The 15,473-nt window shown below is 70.3% G+C and carries 13 protein-coding genes and 2 tRNA genes; 5 read left to right on the forward strand and 10 right to left on the reverse strand.

Annotated features, from left to right (window positions below; translation table 11 throughout):
* Nucleotides 1–150: 150 nt before the first annotated feature.
* On the reverse strand, nucleotides 151–3,027 hold the full coding sequence (gene leuS, locus GFH49_RS20970) for a leucine--tRNA ligase (RefSeq protein ID WP_155057635.1): 2,877 nt from the start codon (nucleotides 3,025–3,027) through the stop codon (nucleotides 151–153).
* A 423-nt stretch (nucleotides 3,028–3,450) separates the two neighbouring features.
* On the opposite strand from leuS, the gene GFH49_RS20975 reads away from it, so the two are divergent.
* Together GFH49_RS20975 and GFH49_RS20980 are read left to right on the forward strand one after the other, a co-directional pair.
* The gene (locus tag GFH49_RS20975) at nucleotides 3,451–4,803 is read left to right on the forward strand and encodes a ferric reductase-like transmembrane domain-containing protein (protein ID WP_196218071.1); all 1,353 of its coding nucleotides are present in this window, start codon (nucleotides 3,451–3,453) and stop codon (nucleotides 4,801–4,803) included.
* Nucleotides 4,800–6,413, forward strand: coding sequence for an NADH-quinone oxidoreductase subunit NuoF family protein (locus GFH49_RS20980; RefSeq protein ID WP_155057636.1), 1,614 nt, complete (start codon nucleotides 4,800–4,802; stop codon nucleotides 6,411–6,413). Before GFH49_RS20975 ends, GFH49_RS20980 begins: the two co-directional genes overlap by 4 nt.
* A gap of 56 nt (nucleotides 6,414–6,469) precedes the next feature.
* On the opposite strand, the gene GFH49_RS20985 is transcribed toward GFH49_RS20980, so the two are convergent.
* From GFH49_RS20985 to GFH49_RS20995, 4 genes are all read right to left on the reverse strand, one after another.
* Nucleotides 6,470–6,542 (reverse strand) — tRNA-Ala (locus GFH49_RS20985).
* Nucleotides 6,543–6,665: 123 nt separating this feature from the next.
* Nucleotides 6,666–6,899 (reverse strand): hypothetical protein, encoded by a 234-nt coding sequence (locus GFH49_RS20990; protein WP_003976229.1) that lies wholly within the window; start codon nucleotides 6,897–6,899, stop codon nucleotides 6,666–6,668.
* Between the two features lie 3 nt (nucleotides 6,900–6,902).
* The gene (locus tag GFH49_RS39435; protein WP_196218072.1) at nucleotides 6,903–7,076 is read right to left on the reverse strand and encodes a hypothetical protein; all 174 of its coding nucleotides are present in this window, start codon (nucleotides 7,074–7,076) and stop codon (nucleotides 6,903–6,905) included.
* 378 nt (nucleotides 7,077–7,454) lie between these two features.
* A complete protein-coding gene (locus GFH49_RS20995) occupies nucleotides 7,455–8,081 on the reverse strand; it encodes a DNA topoisomerase subunit B (protein ID WP_155057637.1) in 627 nt (208 codons plus the stop codon).
* A gap of 157 nt (nucleotides 8,082–8,238) precedes the next feature.
* On the opposite strand from GFH49_RS20995, the gene GFH49_RS21000 reads away from it, so the two are divergent.
* Complete coding sequence (locus tag GFH49_RS21000) at nucleotides 8,239–8,775, forward strand: hypothetical protein (RefSeq protein WP_155057638.1); 537 nt, start codon at nucleotides 8,239–8,241, stop codon at nucleotides 8,773–8,775.
* 199 nt (nucleotides 8,776–8,974) lie between these two features.
* On the opposite strand, the gene GFH49_RS21005 is transcribed toward GFH49_RS21000, so the two are convergent.
* A complete protein-coding gene (locus tag GFH49_RS21005; protein ID WP_155057639.1) occupies nucleotides 8,975–9,274 on the reverse strand; it encodes a helix-turn-helix transcriptional regulator in 300 nt (99 codons plus the stop codon).
* A gap of 72 nt (nucleotides 9,275–9,346) precedes the next feature.
* Here GFH49_RS21005 and GFH49_RS21010 point away from each other — a divergent pair, with 72 nt between their 5' ends.
* Together GFH49_RS21010 and GFH49_RS21015 are read left to right on the forward strand one after the other, a co-directional pair.
* Nucleotides 9,347–10,267: a hypothetical protein gene (locus GFH49_RS21010; RefSeq protein ID WP_155057640.1), complete on the forward strand. Its 921-nt coding sequence runs from the start codon at nucleotides 9,347–9,349 to the stop codon at nucleotides 10,265–10,267.
* Nucleotides 10,268–10,317: 50 nt separating this feature from the next.
* On the forward strand, nucleotides 10,318–12,006 hold the full coding sequence (locus tag GFH49_RS21015; protein ID WP_155057641.1) for a hypothetical protein: 1,689 nt from the start codon (nucleotides 10,318–10,320) through the stop codon (nucleotides 12,004–12,006).
* 241 nt (nucleotides 12,007–12,247) lie between these two features.
* Here the strand turns inward: GFH49_RS21015 and GFH49_RS21020 are convergent.
* The 4 genes from GFH49_RS21020 to GFH49_RS21035 all read right to left on the reverse strand — a co-directional run bounded on the left by GFH49_RS21020 (nucleotide 12,248) and on the right by GFH49_RS21035 (nucleotide 15,472).
* A tRNA-Ala gene (locus GFH49_RS21020) sits at nucleotides 12,248–12,320 on the reverse strand.
* A 114-nt stretch (nucleotides 12,321–12,434) separates the two neighbouring features.
* The gene (locus tag GFH49_RS21025) at nucleotides 12,435–13,097 is read right to left on the reverse strand and encodes a histidine phosphatase family protein (RefSeq protein WP_155057642.1); all 663 of its coding nucleotides are present in this window, start codon (nucleotides 13,095–13,097) and stop codon (nucleotides 12,435–12,437) included.
* A complete protein-coding gene (gene rsfS, locus GFH49_RS21030) occupies nucleotides 13,094–13,537 on the reverse strand; it encodes a ribosome silencing factor (RefSeq protein WP_155057643.1) in 444 nt (147 codons plus the stop codon). The genes GFH49_RS21025 and rsfS overlap by 4 nt, the downstream gene beginning before the upstream one ends.
* A gap of 102 nt (nucleotides 13,538–13,639) precedes the next feature.
* Nucleotides 13,640–15,472 (reverse strand): LCP family protein, encoded by a 1,833-nt coding sequence (locus tag GFH49_RS21035; protein WP_155057644.1) that lies wholly within the window; start codon nucleotides 15,470–15,472, stop codon nucleotides 13,640–13,642.
* Nucleotide 15,473: the final 1 nt, after the last annotated feature.

A 15,473-nucleotide genomic window follows, 5' to 3' on the forward strand; every position in this document is an offset into this window, starting at 1 on the left:
CGTAGCACCGCACCACGCCCGGACGCACCCGCCGCACCCGCCGCACCCGCCGCACCCGCCGCACCCGCCGCACCCGCCGCACCCGCCGCGGAACAACGCCTCGGCCGGAACGACCCCTGCGCCGGAACGACCCCTGCGCCGGAACGACCCCTACACCGGAACGATGTTCACCAGCTTCGGCGCCCGCACGATCACCTTGCGGATCCCGGCGCCGTCCAGTGCCGCGACGACCTTCTCGTCGGTCAGCGCGACCTTCTCCAGCTCCTCCCCGGAGATGGCCGGCGAGACCTCCAGGCGGGCCTTGACCTTGCCCTTGACCTGGACCACGCAGGTCACGGTCTCGTCGACGACGTACGCCGGGTCGGCGACCGGGAAGTCCTGGTGGACCACCGAGCCCTCATGGCCCAGCTTGCGCCACAGTTCCTCGGCGATGTGCGGGGCCAGCGGCGCGACCAGCAGCACCAGCGGCTCGGCGATCGACCGCGGCACCGCGCCCGAGGCCTTGGTCAGGTGGTTGTTCAGCTCGGTGACCTTGGCGATGGCGGTGTTGAACCGCATGCCCTCCAGGTCACCGCGCACCCCGTCGATCGCCTTGTGCAGGGCACGCAGCGTGTCCTCGTCGGGCTCCGCGTCGACGACCGTCACATCGCCGGTCGCCTCGTCGACGACGTTGCGCCACAGCCGCTGCAGCAGCCGGAACTGGCCCACCACCGCGCGTGTGTCCCACGGCCGGGACACGTCCAGCGGGCCCATCGCCATCTCGTACAGCCGCAGCGTGTCCGCGCCGTACTCGGCGCAGATCTCGTCCGGAGTGACCGCGTTCTTCAGGGACTTGCCCATCTTGCCCAGCAGCCGGGAGACCTTCTCGCCCTGGTAGTAGTACGCGCCGTCGCGCTCCTCCACCTCGGCGGCCGCCACCGCGATGCCACGGCTGTCGCGGTAGACGTAGGCCTGGATCATGCCCTGGTTGAACAGCTTGTGGAACGGCTCGACCGACGAGACGTGCCCCAGGTCGTACAGGACCTTGGACCAGAAGCGCGCGTACAGCAGGTGCAGTACGGCGTGCTCGGCGCCGCCCACGTACAGGTCGACGCCGCCGTGCGGCTGGCCCTCGCGCGGGCCCATCCAGTACCGCTCGATCTCGGGGTCGACCAGCTGCCGCCCGTTGTGCGGGTCCAGGTAGCGCAGCTCGTACCAGCAGGAACCGGCCCAGTTGGGCATGGTGTTGGTCTCACGCCGGTACCTGCGCGGACCGCGGCCGTCGCCCAGGTCCAGGGTGACGTCGACCCACTCCTCGTTGCGCGACAGCGGCGTCTCGGGCTGGGTGTCGGCGTCGTCCGGGTCGAAGGTGCGCGGTGAGTAGTCCTCGACCTCCGGCAGCTCCAGCGGCAGCATCGACTCGGGCAGCGCGTGGGCGATGCCCTCCTCGTCGTAGACGATCGGGAAGGGCTCGCCCCAGTAGCGCTGGCGGCTGAACAGCCAGTCGCGCAGCCGGAAGTTGACCGTGCCCTCGCCGATGCCCGTGCGCTCCAGCCACTCGGTGATGCGCGTCTTGGCCTCGGCGACGCCCAGGCCGTCCAGGGAGACACTTTCGCCACTGGAGTTGATGATCTTCGCGTCGTACGACGAGAAGGCGTCCTCCCATGTGGAGGTGTCCGTGCCCCGGCCGTCGGTCGGCTCGACGATGCAGTGGATGGGCAGCTCGAAGGCGCGCGCGAACTCGAAGTCGCGCTGGTCGCCCGCCGGCACGGCCATGATCGCGCCGGTGCCGTAGCCCATCAGGACGTAGTCGGCGATGAAGACGGGGATCCGCTCGCCGTTGACCGGGTTGGTCGCGTAGGCGCCGATGAAGACGCCGGTCTTGTCCTTGGCCTCGGCCTGCCGCTCGACGTCGGACTTCGAGGCGGCCTGCGCGCGGTAGGCGGTGACGGCCTGGGCCGGGGTCGCGTGGCCGCCGGTCCACACGTCGTGCGTACCCTCCGGCCACGCGGCAGGCGTGAACTTCTCGACCAGCGGGTGCTCGGGGGCCAGCACCATGTAGGTCGCGCCGAACAGGGTGTCCGGGCGGGTGGTGAAGACGGTGATGCGCTCGCCGTCGATCGGGAAATCGACGCGGGCGCCCTCGGAGCGGCCGATCCAGTTGCGCTGCTGCAGCTTGATGGCCTCGGGCCAGTCCAGCGCGTCCAGGTCGTCCAGCAGCCGGTCGGCGTAGGCGGTGATGCGCATGTTCCACTGGCGCAGCTTGGCCTTGAAGACGGGGAAGTTGCCGCGCTCGGAGCGGCCGTCGGCGGTGACCTCCTCGTTGGCCAGCACGGTGCCCAGGCCCGGGCACCAGTTGACGGGCGCGTCGGAGGCGTAGGCCAGGCGGTACTCACCCAGGACGTCGGCGCGCTCGGCGGCGCTCAGCTCGTTCCAGGATCGGCCGCCCGGCAGCGCGCGCTCACCGCTCTCGAACTGCGCGACCAGCTCGGAGACCGGGCGGGCGGTGCGAGCCTCGTCGTCGTACCAGGAGTTGAAGATCTGCAGGAAGATCCACTGGGTCCACTTGTAGTAGTCCGGGTCGATCGTGGCGAACGACCGGCGCTTGTCGTGGCCCAGGCCCAGCCGGCGCAGCTGGATCTTCATGTTCTCGATGTTGGCCTCGGTGGACACGCGCGGGTGCGTGCCGGTCTGCACGGCGTACTGCTCGGCGGGCAGGCCGAAGGCGTCGAAGCCCAGGGTGTGCAGGACGTTGTGGCCGGTCATGCGCTGGAACCGGGCGAATACATCGGTGGCGATGTAGCCCAGGGGGTGGCCGACGTGCAGGCCCGCACCGGAGGGGTACGGGAACATGTCCATGATGAACTTCTTGGGCTTGGCGGCCAGTTCGGGGTCGCCCGCCAGGTCGCCCTTGGGGTTCGGCGCCGCATAGGTGCCGTCGGCGTCCCAGAAGTCCTGCCAGCGTGCCTCGATGTCCGCGGCCAGGGCCGCGGTGTAGCGGTGCGGCGCGGCCACCTCGGCGGCGGCAGCGGGGTTCGTCTCGCTCATGGTCCTCAAAGCTCCATCGATCGTCTCTGCCAGCGGCGACTTTCAAGAAACGAAAAATCCCCTCGCACAGGAGGGGACGCCGCGCCGATTCCGACCACCCGGTCTCACCGTGGGTCGGGACTGATCAGCGCGGCTCGCTAAGCAGAAGGCGTACGGCACGCATGGCGTCAGGGTACCGCAGCCGTCGAGGGGGCCGCGACGGGCTTCCATGGGGCACACTGACGCCCCACGGCCGCTTGTGAAGATTCCGAAAAGCTGAACATAGTTCAATTATTACCCGGCGTAACAGCCGCTAAAGGACAACACAGGCCCCTCAGAGCCCGTAGATAACAACGCAATAACTCAAACGGCGTACCGCTCGGTTTGGCTGGACTTAGAGTGCGGCAGCGGGACCGCTTTCCCGAACTGCTCGGAGTTGCCCCCATGAACCCTCGTAGTAGCAACAGCTCGCTCCCCCAGGCAGGCCGGTCGGCCTACGGGGTGGCGACGGCTGTCTTCCTGCTGGCCATACCCCTTGTCGTGGTGTACGGAGGCCTCTGGCTCCAGGAATTCCTCAACTTCGGGGCGGGCGTGGTGTCGCTCGTCCTGCTCACCTGCTCCGTGATCTGGGGGCTCGTGGCCCAGGACCGGATGATCCTCGACACCCGGCAGCGGATCATCTCGCAGGGCATCCACCGGGTGACCGCCGTCGGCTCGATCGCGTTCCTCCTGCTGCACATCGGAGTCAAGCTGGCTCTCGACCACGTCGGCTGGATCGCCGTGTTCATCCCCTTCGGGCTGGTCTTCGCCGGCGGCGACGAGATCCCGGGCAGCGCCGCCCTCATCGGCCTCGGCACACTGGCCGGCCAGCTCATGATCTTCGTGGGGATCACCGGCGCGCTGCGCACCCAGTTCGCCTCCCCGGCGCCGGTCGCGGCCCGCTGGCGGGCGATGCACATGCTGGCCTATCCGGCCTGGTGCGCAGGGCTGCTGCACGGCCTGTACGCGGGACGCGCCGTGAAAAGCCCGATCTTCACGGTCATGTACGGGCTGTGCGTGGTCGGCGTCATCGCGGCCCTGGCTCTGCGCGCGGCACCGCGCCCCTTCAAGCGCCAGGTCCAGGACAGGGTGGCCGCGATCCTCGGCACCGAGGAGAAGTCGGGCCGCGAGGACCTGGAGGAGAGCCGCGCCCGGGCCACGGGAGGCGCCACCCTGCCCGGCTACGAGCGGGCCGACGCCACGGGCCCCCAGCGCGCCACCCTGCCCGGCTACGAGCGAGCCGACGCCACAGGCCCCCAGCCGCGGATGACACCCCCCTCGGCGCCGCTGTACGAGCGGCCCGCCCCGGAGCCCGCGAACGGCTTCGCGGCCGCCTACCGCGCCGTGACGCCTCCGCGCTCCCAGCAGCCGTACGCAGCCGACCAGACCGCGCGCATGGAGCTGCCGCTGGACATGCAGGCCACGGAGGCGATCCCGCGGGTCGACAACGGCGGCAGCACCTCGGGCAGCTGGCCGATCCCGTCGCCGCCGCCCGTCGGCGAGGCGCCCCCGTCGGCGTACGACCCGCTCACCGACACGGGATACAACATCCCGGCCTATGGCAATCAGGACACCGGCGGGTACGGCCAGAGTGATGTGTACGACACCGGTGAGACGAACACCCTCTACGGCACGTACTCCCCCAATGACACGTACAACAGCGGTCCCGCCAATGAACCATCCCCCGGTGATTCGTACGACTTCGACTCACCAGGTCCGGGCGAACCTTGGAACACGCCTTCCGGAGGCTATAGGTGAACGAGGCCCTGCCCGACGTACCAGAAGTCCGCGTGGTCGGCCTTCCCCAGCTCACGTCGGGCTTCGACCTTGTCGAAAGACTCGATCTGCCCATGCACCTGAAGGTGCACGGGCCGCTCGAACCCCTGGGCGGCGAGCAACTCGCCAAGCTCGCCGAGAACATCAACCTGAAGGGCCGCGGCGGCGCGGGCTTCCCCTTCCACAAGAAGCTGCGCTCGGTCGCCGAGGCGGCGATCAAGCGCGGTGTGCGCCCGGTCGTCGTCGTCAACGGAAGCGAGGACGAACCGGCCTGCCGCAAGGACACGGTGCTCATCAACCGTGCCCCTCATCTGATCCTGGACGGCGCCCTGTTGTGCGCCGAGGCCCTGGGTGCCCGCACGCTCGTGGTGGGGGTCACCCGGGAGTCCACGCAGCGCTCCATGGAAGCCGCCCTCGCCGAACGCGGCCTGAGCAACGGCCGTAGATCGGCCCTCCGCGCGCGCGTGCAGCGCAATCCCGTACGGATGGTCACCGGAGCGGCGGCGTCGCTGATCCGGTCCATCGACGGCGGCCCGGCGATCCCGCCCGGCCGCAAGGTCAGCGCCTCGCAGAACGGCGTCGGCGGCGCCCCGACCCTGCTCTCCAACGCCGAGACGTTCGCCCAACTCGCCATCGCCGCCCGCATCGGCCCGGAGCGCTACGGCAACACCGGCCTGTACGACGAACCCGGCACCGTCATGCTCACGGTCTCCGGCGCGGTGGCCCGCCCCATGGTGATCGAGGTCCCCACCGGAGTGCCGCTGCGTTACGTCCTTCAGCTCGCCGGCGCCCCGCCGGTTCCGCAGGGTGTGCTGACCGGCGGCTACCACGGCAAGTGGATCGACGCCGCGACGGTCAACGAGGCGATCGTCTCGCGCAATTCGCTGGACGCGGTGGGCGGAGCGCTGGGCGCCGGAGCGATCCTGCCGATCACTCAGGAGACCTGCCCGCTGGGCGAGTCGCTGCGCGTGGCCCAGTGGCTGGCCGAGGAGAGTGCGGGACAGTGCGGTCCCTGCTACCTGGGTCTGCCGGCCGCGGCGCGCGGCCTGGAAGACATCCTCAACGGCGGCGGTCCGGCCGCCCTGGAAGCCGTCAAGCAGGTCGCCAAGAACGTGAAGCGGCGCGGCGCGTGCTCCCACCCCGACGGCTCCGCGATGTTCCTGGAGTCGACCGTCAAGGCCTTCACCGACGACCTTGCCGCGCATGTCCTCGGAAACGGCTGTGGAAGACCCGTGGAGGGTGTTCTGCCCCTCTTCGAGGGCGGCAGGGCCCCGACGGGCATCCCCGGCGGCGGCGAGTCCGAGGAGAACGGTCCCAGCCGCCAGAAGATCTACGTCGACTGGACGCTGTGCCGCGGCCACGGCCTGTGCGCGGACATCCTCCCGGAGGTCTTCGAACTCGGCGCCGACGGCTTCCCGACCGTCGCGCAGGCACAGGTGCCGCGCTACGCCGAGGCCAAGGCGGTGCGTGCGGTGCGCCGTTGCCCGGCCCTCGCCCTGCGCATCGAGGAGGAGACCCCGCGCGACAAGGCACCGACCCGCAACCTGCCGGTCCTGTCCCAGGGCCGCGGACGCCGCGCGCTGGGCCGCTGAGCCGGGAGTACGACGAAAGCGGGCCATCCGATCGGATGGCCCGCCCTCAATTCCTGTGGAGCTAAGGAGAATTGAACTCCTGACCTCCTGCATGCCATGCAGGCGCTCTACCAACTGAGCTATAGCCCCTTGCGTGTGCTGCCGGTTTCCCCGGCGGCGACGCCAACATTACACGGTCCACCGGGTGCAACACCAAATCGTTTCCGTCGGACCAGGTGTCCCAGGGGCCCGTCCGGCGTCAGGCCGGCGGCGTCAGGCGGTGACGAACGAATAGAACCGCTTGAGCGTGCAGTGCTCCTCCAGAAGACGGCCGTAGATCGGCTCGCCCTCCAGCTCACGGTACGTCTCGATGGGGTCGCCTTTTATGATCAGCGCCCGCGCGCATTCCTCGCACCAGTACTGGTAGTCGGGGTTGACCGGCTCCATGTCGCGGACGATCGGCGTCCCGCTGCCGCACCAGTCGCACTTTCGCCTGTGTGCACCCATCGATCAGCTCCAGCTGTGGCCGCAGGCCGTGCACACGTAGGAAATTCCGCCGTTGTCGCCGAGGACCTGGGCCACATGGACGGAACCGCAGGAAGGGCAGCTGAGCCGGGTCACCGTGTCCCGTGTCAACGCTGCGTCGAGGTGGTCACCGACCGCCTCGCGGATGCTCGCAGGCATCACTGGCTCCCTCCCGTCGGGCCGCGCCCCCTTCCGGCCGTTTGATTCTGCCACGGCCGGACCGATACGGTCAGCGACGCCTCAGTACCAGTCCGGACACGGCGGTCGCCGTGGCCGCCCCGGCCAGCGCGAACCCGCACCCCGACGGCGTCTCCTTAGAGGTATACGCCTCCGGGGCCCAACTCACTCAAGCCGGTCGTGAACAAAAAGATCCCGCCCCCAAGGGGACGGGATCTTCATCCTGTGGAGCTAAGGAGACTGTGGGCTGTTCTTGAGTGGGCTTTATCAGGGTGTTTGGAAGGGTTGCGTTGCCCGTTGCGGAGTAGGTCGTTACCCGGCGGCAGAGGGTTGGGCGCGGTGGTGGCTGCGGGGGATGACTCAAGCCGTGCGCCAGTGGTCGATTTCGAAGGAGAGCTGTGGCCATGCCGCGGCGAGTCGTGCCAGGTCGTCGGCCGTCAAGTCGTGAGCCGCACGCAGGGGCTCGTCGGGGAGGAAATGGACGGCGGTCCCGGTCGTGCCGTCGTCGGTGATCGGTTCCAGGTCGGTGGTGGGGATGCCGTGTTCGTATCGCTGGGTCCAGGATCCGTTGCGTCGGCGGTTGGTATGGACGAGCCACGTGCTGAGTGCGGCGACGACGGACATGCCCCGGCGGGGGTGGGTGTCGGGCAGTGGTGGTGCGTCGGGGTGGTCGAAGAAGCGGAGGTCCTTCGTCGCCATGACCGGCTTCTTTACGACCTGGCCGTGTTCGTCGAGGCGTGTGTCGGTGCCCCGTCCGTCGTCGGCGATGGTTACGGAGCCGTCGGAGTGGAGCGTGATGCGGCAGTGTCCGCTGTTGCTGCACTCGGCCTCGTCCGCCGCATAGGCGACGACTTCGAGAACCAGGTGCCGGAGGCCGCCGGGGGCGAATACGGCTAGGTTTTGGCGGATGTGTTCAAGGTGGTCGAGGTCGACGGTGCTCGCCCAGTCGTGCGTGGTGATACGCCAGGAGGCCCTTGGTGTGTCCATCCGAGAAGTATGGAGTCGGTGATCACGGGCGCGGGATGTGCGGGTCCGGCCTGCCCCACTCCATGATCACCTCCTACAGCGTGAGGGGAGTGCCGCCAACTTGGCTCCCTTGTCTGCGAGTTGGCGGGCGTCGGCCTTGGGGTGAAGGGGGCGGCTGATGACATCGCTGCTGGAGAGGCTGAGGGCGAGGGCGTCACAGTCGCGGGCGAGGGTGGAGGACCTGCGCTCGCGGATCGCCGCGCTGGAAAAGGAGCTCGCCGCCGAGGAAGCGAAGCTGTCGCGGTGGGCGGTTGCTGAGGAGGCGGTGACCGAGCTGCTGGCCGAGGACGACGCCGGCGGTGGGGAGCCGGCGTCCGGGCTGCCGCCGGTGGCGGTGGCCGCGGCCAGGAGGCCGCAAGCCGTGGTCTCGGCGCCGGTGACGCGGGGGGACGGCGAGGTGCTGGCCGGGGCGAGTGAGGACGTGGTGCTCGCGCTGGCGTCGGCGGGACGGCCGCTGCGGTCGAGGGAAATCTGCGAGGCGGTCGGCGCGGGAACGGAGCACCGGCCGGTGGAAGGGATGCGGGTGAGGCTGAAGCGGCTGGTCAAGCAGGGCTGGCTGACCGAGGACCAGGTGGGGCTGTTCGCGATCGCGCCCGGGGTCGGGGATCCGGCGTCGGCGGGTGCGGTCGTGGAGGCGGCGGGCGGGGACGCGTGAGGCGGCGCCGTCGGGATGGCCGTCCCGGCGGCGCCTGGGGTTGCGTGAGCGCCCTGAACCATGAAGAAGAGGCTCGCGCGTCCGACAGGTTAGTGCTGTTGCGCCGTGTTGGGTTCGCCGGGCCGTAACTGGGCTCTGGCCTGCGGGAATTGCAGTCTGTTGGCCGGGCCGGGAGGGCTTTGGCGGCATGTCTGCACCGTTACCGGCGCGCAAGCGGCGGCCACAGCGGGGTGTTCAGGCCCGTCTCCAGGCGGGCGATCGTGGCGACATCGGGCCAGCAGCGGCCCTCGATCACGTCGGCGATGGTCTGCCTGTTGACCCCCAGCAGGTCAGCGGCACCGCGGCGGCTCAGACCGCGTTCGCGCAGAGCGTCGGCGAGGCGGCGGGCGATGGTCTGGACGACTGCTGCGGCGACGTCGTCGACGACCGCGTGGGGCCAGGCTTCCGGGTCGCTGGCGCATTCCCTGGGCGCGCGGGAGCGCGCGCTGCCTCCGACCATGCTTCCACGCTCCTGTCTGTTGACGTCGCACGCGACTTGGGCGGCAGGTTGTCCTGCCACTACTCGTGGTCCATGGCACTCGACCTGGCGACGTCTTCGGTCATCGACGCGTACACCCCGCGGGAGGCTCCCGCCTGCTGGGTTGAGGTGGGGCCGCTGGTGAAGGCGGTGGTCACGGCGACCGTCGAGCGTGTCCCTTACGCGGTTGTGGACCTGCTGCACGTTGTCGCCCGGCTGGCGCTCTGGGCGGAGGGGCGGGGGGTTGCCCGTGAGCCGGCCGCCTGGCTGAAGAACGAGACGGTCGACGCGTTCGTGCTGACCGGCTGCGCGGGCCTGAAGCCTGGCACCCTGCGCACCTACCGCACCTGGCTGCGGCGCGTGAGAGAGGTACTGGTCTTCGACGATGGCGGGCAGGAGGGGCTGAAGTTGTCCGCTCCGCCGGCGCCCGCGTCTCCCTACGAGGACGAAGAGATCGCCGCCTTGCGGTCCTGGGCCCGGCAGCTTCGCCCCCGGGCGCGGTCGGATGCGCTGGCCCTGATGGCGCTCGCGGACGGGATGGGACTCGCACCGGGGGAAATCGCCCGCCTGCGCGGGACGGACATCCGCCGCACCCGCTCCGGCGCCTGCGTACTCGACGCCGCGGTGCTCGGACGGCTCCTGGTGGCCCACGCCGGCTGGGAAGAGATTCTCGCCGAGCTCACCGGACAGGCCGGGGACGACTTCCTGTTCCGCCCCGGCCACAAGGACCCGCCGCCGGACAACCTGATCGCCTCCTGGACCCACCAGCACCAGCCCGAGACACCCCTGCCGAAGCTGAACGCCCGCCGCCTGCGGGCTTCTTGGATCGTCTCCCTGATGCGCCGCCGCATCGACCCCGGAGTGATCGCGGCCGCGGCCGGGCTCGCCTCGACCGCCTCCCTCGCCCGCTACCAGCACTTCGTGCCCCCGCTCAGCGACCGCGAGACGGCCCGGCTGCTGCGAGGCCAGCGGTGAGGGCCCCGCCGCCAGACCATCCGGCCGGCCGCTCCAGCCGGCCACGGCCGGTGACCGACGCCCCGGCCCGCATCCCGGACTCGAAGGTCTTCCAGCTGGCCACGTTGCTGGACCGCTCCGGCGCCCTCGACCTGATCAACGGCGAACTGTCCGGGCGGCCCGGCCCTGTCGGCCTTGCGCCCCGGACAGTGCTGACCGGACTGCTGCTGTCCGTCCACTACACCGGCAAGGCCACCCTGGCCGAAGCCTGGCGCATCCTCACCTTCAGCCTCTCGCCCACCGCCCAAGGCCGCCTCGGCATCGAGCCCGGCGAAACCGCCGACCCCCGGGCCCGACTGGCCCTCTCCCGCCGCGTCTACCGGGCCTTCGACCGCGTCACCACCGCACTGGACCCGGCCCGCTGCGACCGCCGACGCCGCCTGCCTCTGGATGAGGCCGCCACCTTCGCGGCGGCCTGGGAAGACGATGATCCCGAACACATGCGCAGGAGGGCCGTGCTGCAGCAGATCTGCACCGCCCTGATCACCAACACGATCCGGATCGCCCGCCGCTGCGGGGCACTGAAGCACTGGCGAGGCGACGTCGGCATCGACGCCACCGCCCTGGCCTCCTGGCACAAGCCGCCCAGCACCAAGCGCAACATGGCCTCCGTCGACCTCACCGCGGGCTGGCACTTTTCCGGCGGCTCCAGCGAACCCACCTTCGGCCTGAGCGGGCACCTCGCTCTCGCGGCCGCCTCCCGCCCCCACTCGGGGCGCGTCGCGCAGATCGCACTCGGCCTGGTCGTCGACTACCCCGGTGTCCGCACCGGCCCCAACGCGATCACCCTGCTCACACCCCTGACCAGGCTCCAACTCCCCGTCGGGACGCTCGCCGTCGACCGCCTCTACACCGACACCCGCCCCGAGACCTTCGCCCTGCCCGCCCGCGCGCTCGGCTACCGGCTCGTCCTGGACTACAAGCAGGACCAGCGCGGCATCCAGGGCAGCCACCGCGGCGCCGTCATGATCGACGGCACCCTCACCTGCCCCTTCATCCCACCCGCACTCGCGAACGCCACCCACCGGCTCGACGACAAAACCGCCCGCCAGCCGGATGACCTCACCAAGACACAGATCAACAACCGGAAGCCGTACTTCCTCCACCTCAAACAGGGCCCCGACGAGGGCGGGGCCATCCGGCTCGCCTGCCCTGCCACCGGCACCTCGCCCACCGTCAACTGCCCGCGCAGGCCACCTGCCCGCACCCCGCCACGCACCATCGATCTCACCGACCCGCGACAGACACAGGCGCACCCGGCGGCCCGCCCCACCGTGACCATCCCGCCCCTCGCGGCCGGTTCCCTGCCGGACATCTGCCGCCAGCACTCGATCACGATCCACCCCGGCGACCTGGGCACCATGGACAAGTTCCGCCAGGACCTGCCCTACCTCACCGACACCTGGACCGACACCTTCAAGGTCGTCAGGGCCCAGAACGAGGGAATCAACGGGATCCTCAAGGGCCACCACATCGACATCTCCCAGCCAAAGAACCGGCTCGCCCACGGCCGCGTCGCCCAGACCCTGCTGGCCGCACTCATGGTGACCATCGCGAACCTGCTCATCCTGGACGTCTACTGCCAGACGACCCACGGCGAGCACCTGCCCCAGGCCGCCTTCGCGGAACTCCCGCCCGCCCCACCGGACCGTTCCGCAGCCCGGCCGATCGGACGTCTCCCACCCGGGACACCCCGATGACCCGCAAGTGAACAGCCACACTAACCGCCGCCACGAGACTTCCCCAGTCCCGCAGCCACACCACCGCGCGCTCCACGGCATCGGCCACCCCCGGAAGGCCCGATCCGCAAGCCCCGGAACCGCCCCTCAGCCCCGGCCGACCTCCGAACCACCCCCGAAAACTGCAAGATCCCGCCAGATCGACTCGATCGGACGGGATCTCGTGAACCACTCCTGATAGATCTCAAGAACAGTCCTCCTGTGGAGCTAAGGAGAATTGAACTCCTGACCTCCTGCATGCCATGCAGGCGCTCTACCAACTGAGCTATAGCCCCTTGCACCACGCGGCGGAGCCGCATAATGTCTCGCCCCGTTCGGCGGGCGAACAAGAAGAACTGTAGCCTGCGACCTGCCGGAAAGTGAAATCCGGGTCACGGGCCGCGCAGCGCTCAGTCGTCGTCGCCGAGCACCGGCTCCGGAAGCGTCCCCGCGTTGTGTTCGAGCAGCCGCCATCCGCGGGCGCCCTCACCGAGGACGGACCAGCAGCAGTTGGACAGGCCGCCGAGGCTCTCCCAGTGGCGGGCCTCCAGGCCGAGGAGACGGCCTATGGTGGTGCGGATCGTGCCGCCGTGGCTGACCACCACGAGCGTGCCGTCGTCGGGCAGCTTCTCGGCGTGCCGGAGCACGACGGGGGCGGCGCGGTCGGCGACCTCCGTCTCCAGCTCGCCGCCGCCGCGGCGGACCGGCTCACCGCGCTTCCACGCGGCGTACTCCTCGCCGTGCCGGGCGATGATCTCCTCGTGCGTCAGCCCCTGCCAGACGCCCGCGTAGGTCTCGCGCAGCCCCTCGTCGTGAGCCACCTCCAGGCCAGTGAGCCCGGAGAGCTCGGCGGCCGTGTGGGCGGCCCGCTTCAGGTCCGAGGCGACGATCGCGTCGGGCTTCAGGGAGGCCAGCAGCCGGGCGGCGCGGCGGGCCTGGGCGAGGCCGGCGTCGGTCAGGGCGACGTCGGTGGTGCCCTGGAAACGGCGCTCCACGTTCCACGCGGTCTGGCCGTGCCGCCACAGGATGACGCGGCGGCCCCGGCCCGGCCTCGCGCCGGCGGGCGCGCTCACCGCAGCTCTCCGAACTCGGCGGCGTCCTCCTCGGCCTGCAGCTTGGCGTGCTCGGCGGCCTTGCCGCGGGTGGCCTTGGCGTCGGCGGGCAGCTCCAGTTCGGGGCAGTCCTTCCACAGCCGCTCCAGGGCGTAGAAGACACGCTCCTCGCTGTGCTGGACGTGCACGACGATGTCGACGTAGTCGAGCAGGACCCAGCGGGCCTCGCGGTCGCCCTCCCGGCGCACCGGCTTGGCGTCGAGTTCCTTGTTCAGCCGCTCCTCGATCTCGTCGACGATCGACTTGACCTGGCGGTCGTTGGGCGCGGAGGCCAGCAGGAAGGCGTCCGTGATCGACAGCACGTCGCTGACGTCGTAGGCGATGATGTCGTGTGCGAGCTTGTCGGCCGCTGCCTGGGCGGCGGTGCTGATGAGCTCAAGAGAACGGTCAGTGGCGGTCACTACGTGGCTTTCGGTCGGCGGTCACTTGACATCAAGGGTCTCACGACCGCCGACGGCACCCCGGGTGATTAGGAGATCACTCCCGGTCGTTCGCCGCGGGGCTCAGGACGAGGCCGGCTCGTAGTCCTGGCCGAGCACCACCGACACGTCCGCGTTCGAGGACGCCTCGCCCTTGGTGACGGCGCTGGTGGGCAGGCCCAGCGTCTTGGCGACCTCGGTGGCGTTCTCCTTGTCGGCGGCATCGGCGTAGGTGACCTTGGAGGCCGCCTGGGCGCCGGCCGGCGTGCCGCCCTCCAGGAAGGTGAAGCCGCCGTTGAGGAGCACGACGCGGGCCTGCTCGGTGTTGTCCTTGACGCCGCTGGCGTTCTGCACGGACACGCGGACGGCGGCATCCTTGTCGGGGCTCTTCGCGGTGCCGCCGAGGACGTCCTTGACCACGCCGTCGCTCGCCTGCGCGCTGAGTGTGCCGTCGGTCTGGACGGGCAGCAGCGCCGTCCTGTAGTCGCCGCCCTTGGCGAGGTCGGCGAGCTTGGCGAGGAAGGCGCCCAGGTCGTCGTCGGTCAGCGACGGGTCGAGGATCTGCGCCAGCGTCTGCACGGTGGTCGTGGCCGCCGCCGGGTCGGAGGACAGCTTGCGCAGCACGGCCTGCATGACCTGCCCGAACCGCTCCAGCTGGGCGTTCTGGTCCTCGCCGGACGCGCGGTAGGTGGCGTAGGCGACGGCCATCTTGCCGCTGAGGGTCTGGTCCTCGCCCTTGCTCACCAGGGGCGCGGTGCCCTTCTTCTCGGCGTCGGGGTCGGGCACGTCGGTGTCGGTGGTGACATCGATGTTGCCGACCAGGTCCACCAGGTTCTGCAGATACGGGGTGTCCAGCCGCCAGGTGCCCTGGATCTGGGTGCCGAGGACGGTGTCGAGGGCCTCGCGCGTTCCGGAGGAGCCGTCGTCCTCGACGGACTTGGCGAGGGTGGTCGTGGTGCCGTCGTCGTCGGTCATGCCCAGGGAGTTGGGCAGCAGGACGGTGGTGCCCTGCTTGGTGGTGGTGTTGTCGACGAGCAGCGCCGTGGCGGTGCCGCCCTGCTTGGTGTCGTGCAGATGGACGACGATCACGTCCCGCTTCTGGGCGCCCACGGGTGTCGCCGAGCCGGCCTCCGAGTCGTCCGACGAGGACAGGCCGGGCAGTTGGCCCGCGTACCAGAGATAGCCGACCCCGCCGACCGCGGTCAGCGCGAGGGCGACGACCAGGGCGACGACCCGGCTGCGGGCGCGGCGCCGGGCCTCCTCACGGCGCTCGGTGCGGTTCTCGGTGAACGCCAGCCAGTCGATGACGTCCTCGGAGTCGGCGTCGGGCTCCTCGACGAACGCGAACTGCTCGGTGTGGTACTCCCGTTCGGGCTGCGCCGCGGCCTCGTGCTCGGCCGGACCGGCCTGCTGCGGGATGTAGGCGGTCTGCTCGGCGGTGCGCTGCTCGGCGGTGCGCTGCTCGACGCGCGGCTGCCGGCCGCTGGTCGCGGCCTGGCCGTAGGGGTCGTACGGCGTGGCGGTGCCGGCGCCCCCTCGGCCGCGGTTGCCGAAGGCGTCGAAGGAAGAGGCGGCGGGCGCCTGCTGACCGGTGTCGTAGGCGTTGTAGGGGTCGTACGGCGAAACCGGTTGCTGGGAACCGGTGTCATAGGGAGGAACCGGTTGCTGCGAGGCCGTGTCGTACGGGTCGTAGGAGGGCACCGGCGGCTGCTGGCCCGTGCTGTACGGGTCGTAGCCGTAGCCCTGCCGACCGCCTTGCTGCTGCTGTTGCTGTGCGTACGGGTCGTACGACTGCTGGTGCGGGAGCTGCTGGGCCGGGACCTGCCGGTACACCGGCCGGCCATACTCGTCGTAGCCGACGACTTCGTACTGGTCGCCGTGATCGCCGGGGTACCCCGCGTCGTATCGGTCGTTCACC

Source organism: Streptomyces blattellae (genome assembly GCF_009709555.1).
Classification (GTDB): Bacteria; Actinomycetota; Actinomycetes; order Streptomycetales; family Streptomycetaceae; genus Streptomyces; species Streptomyces blattellae.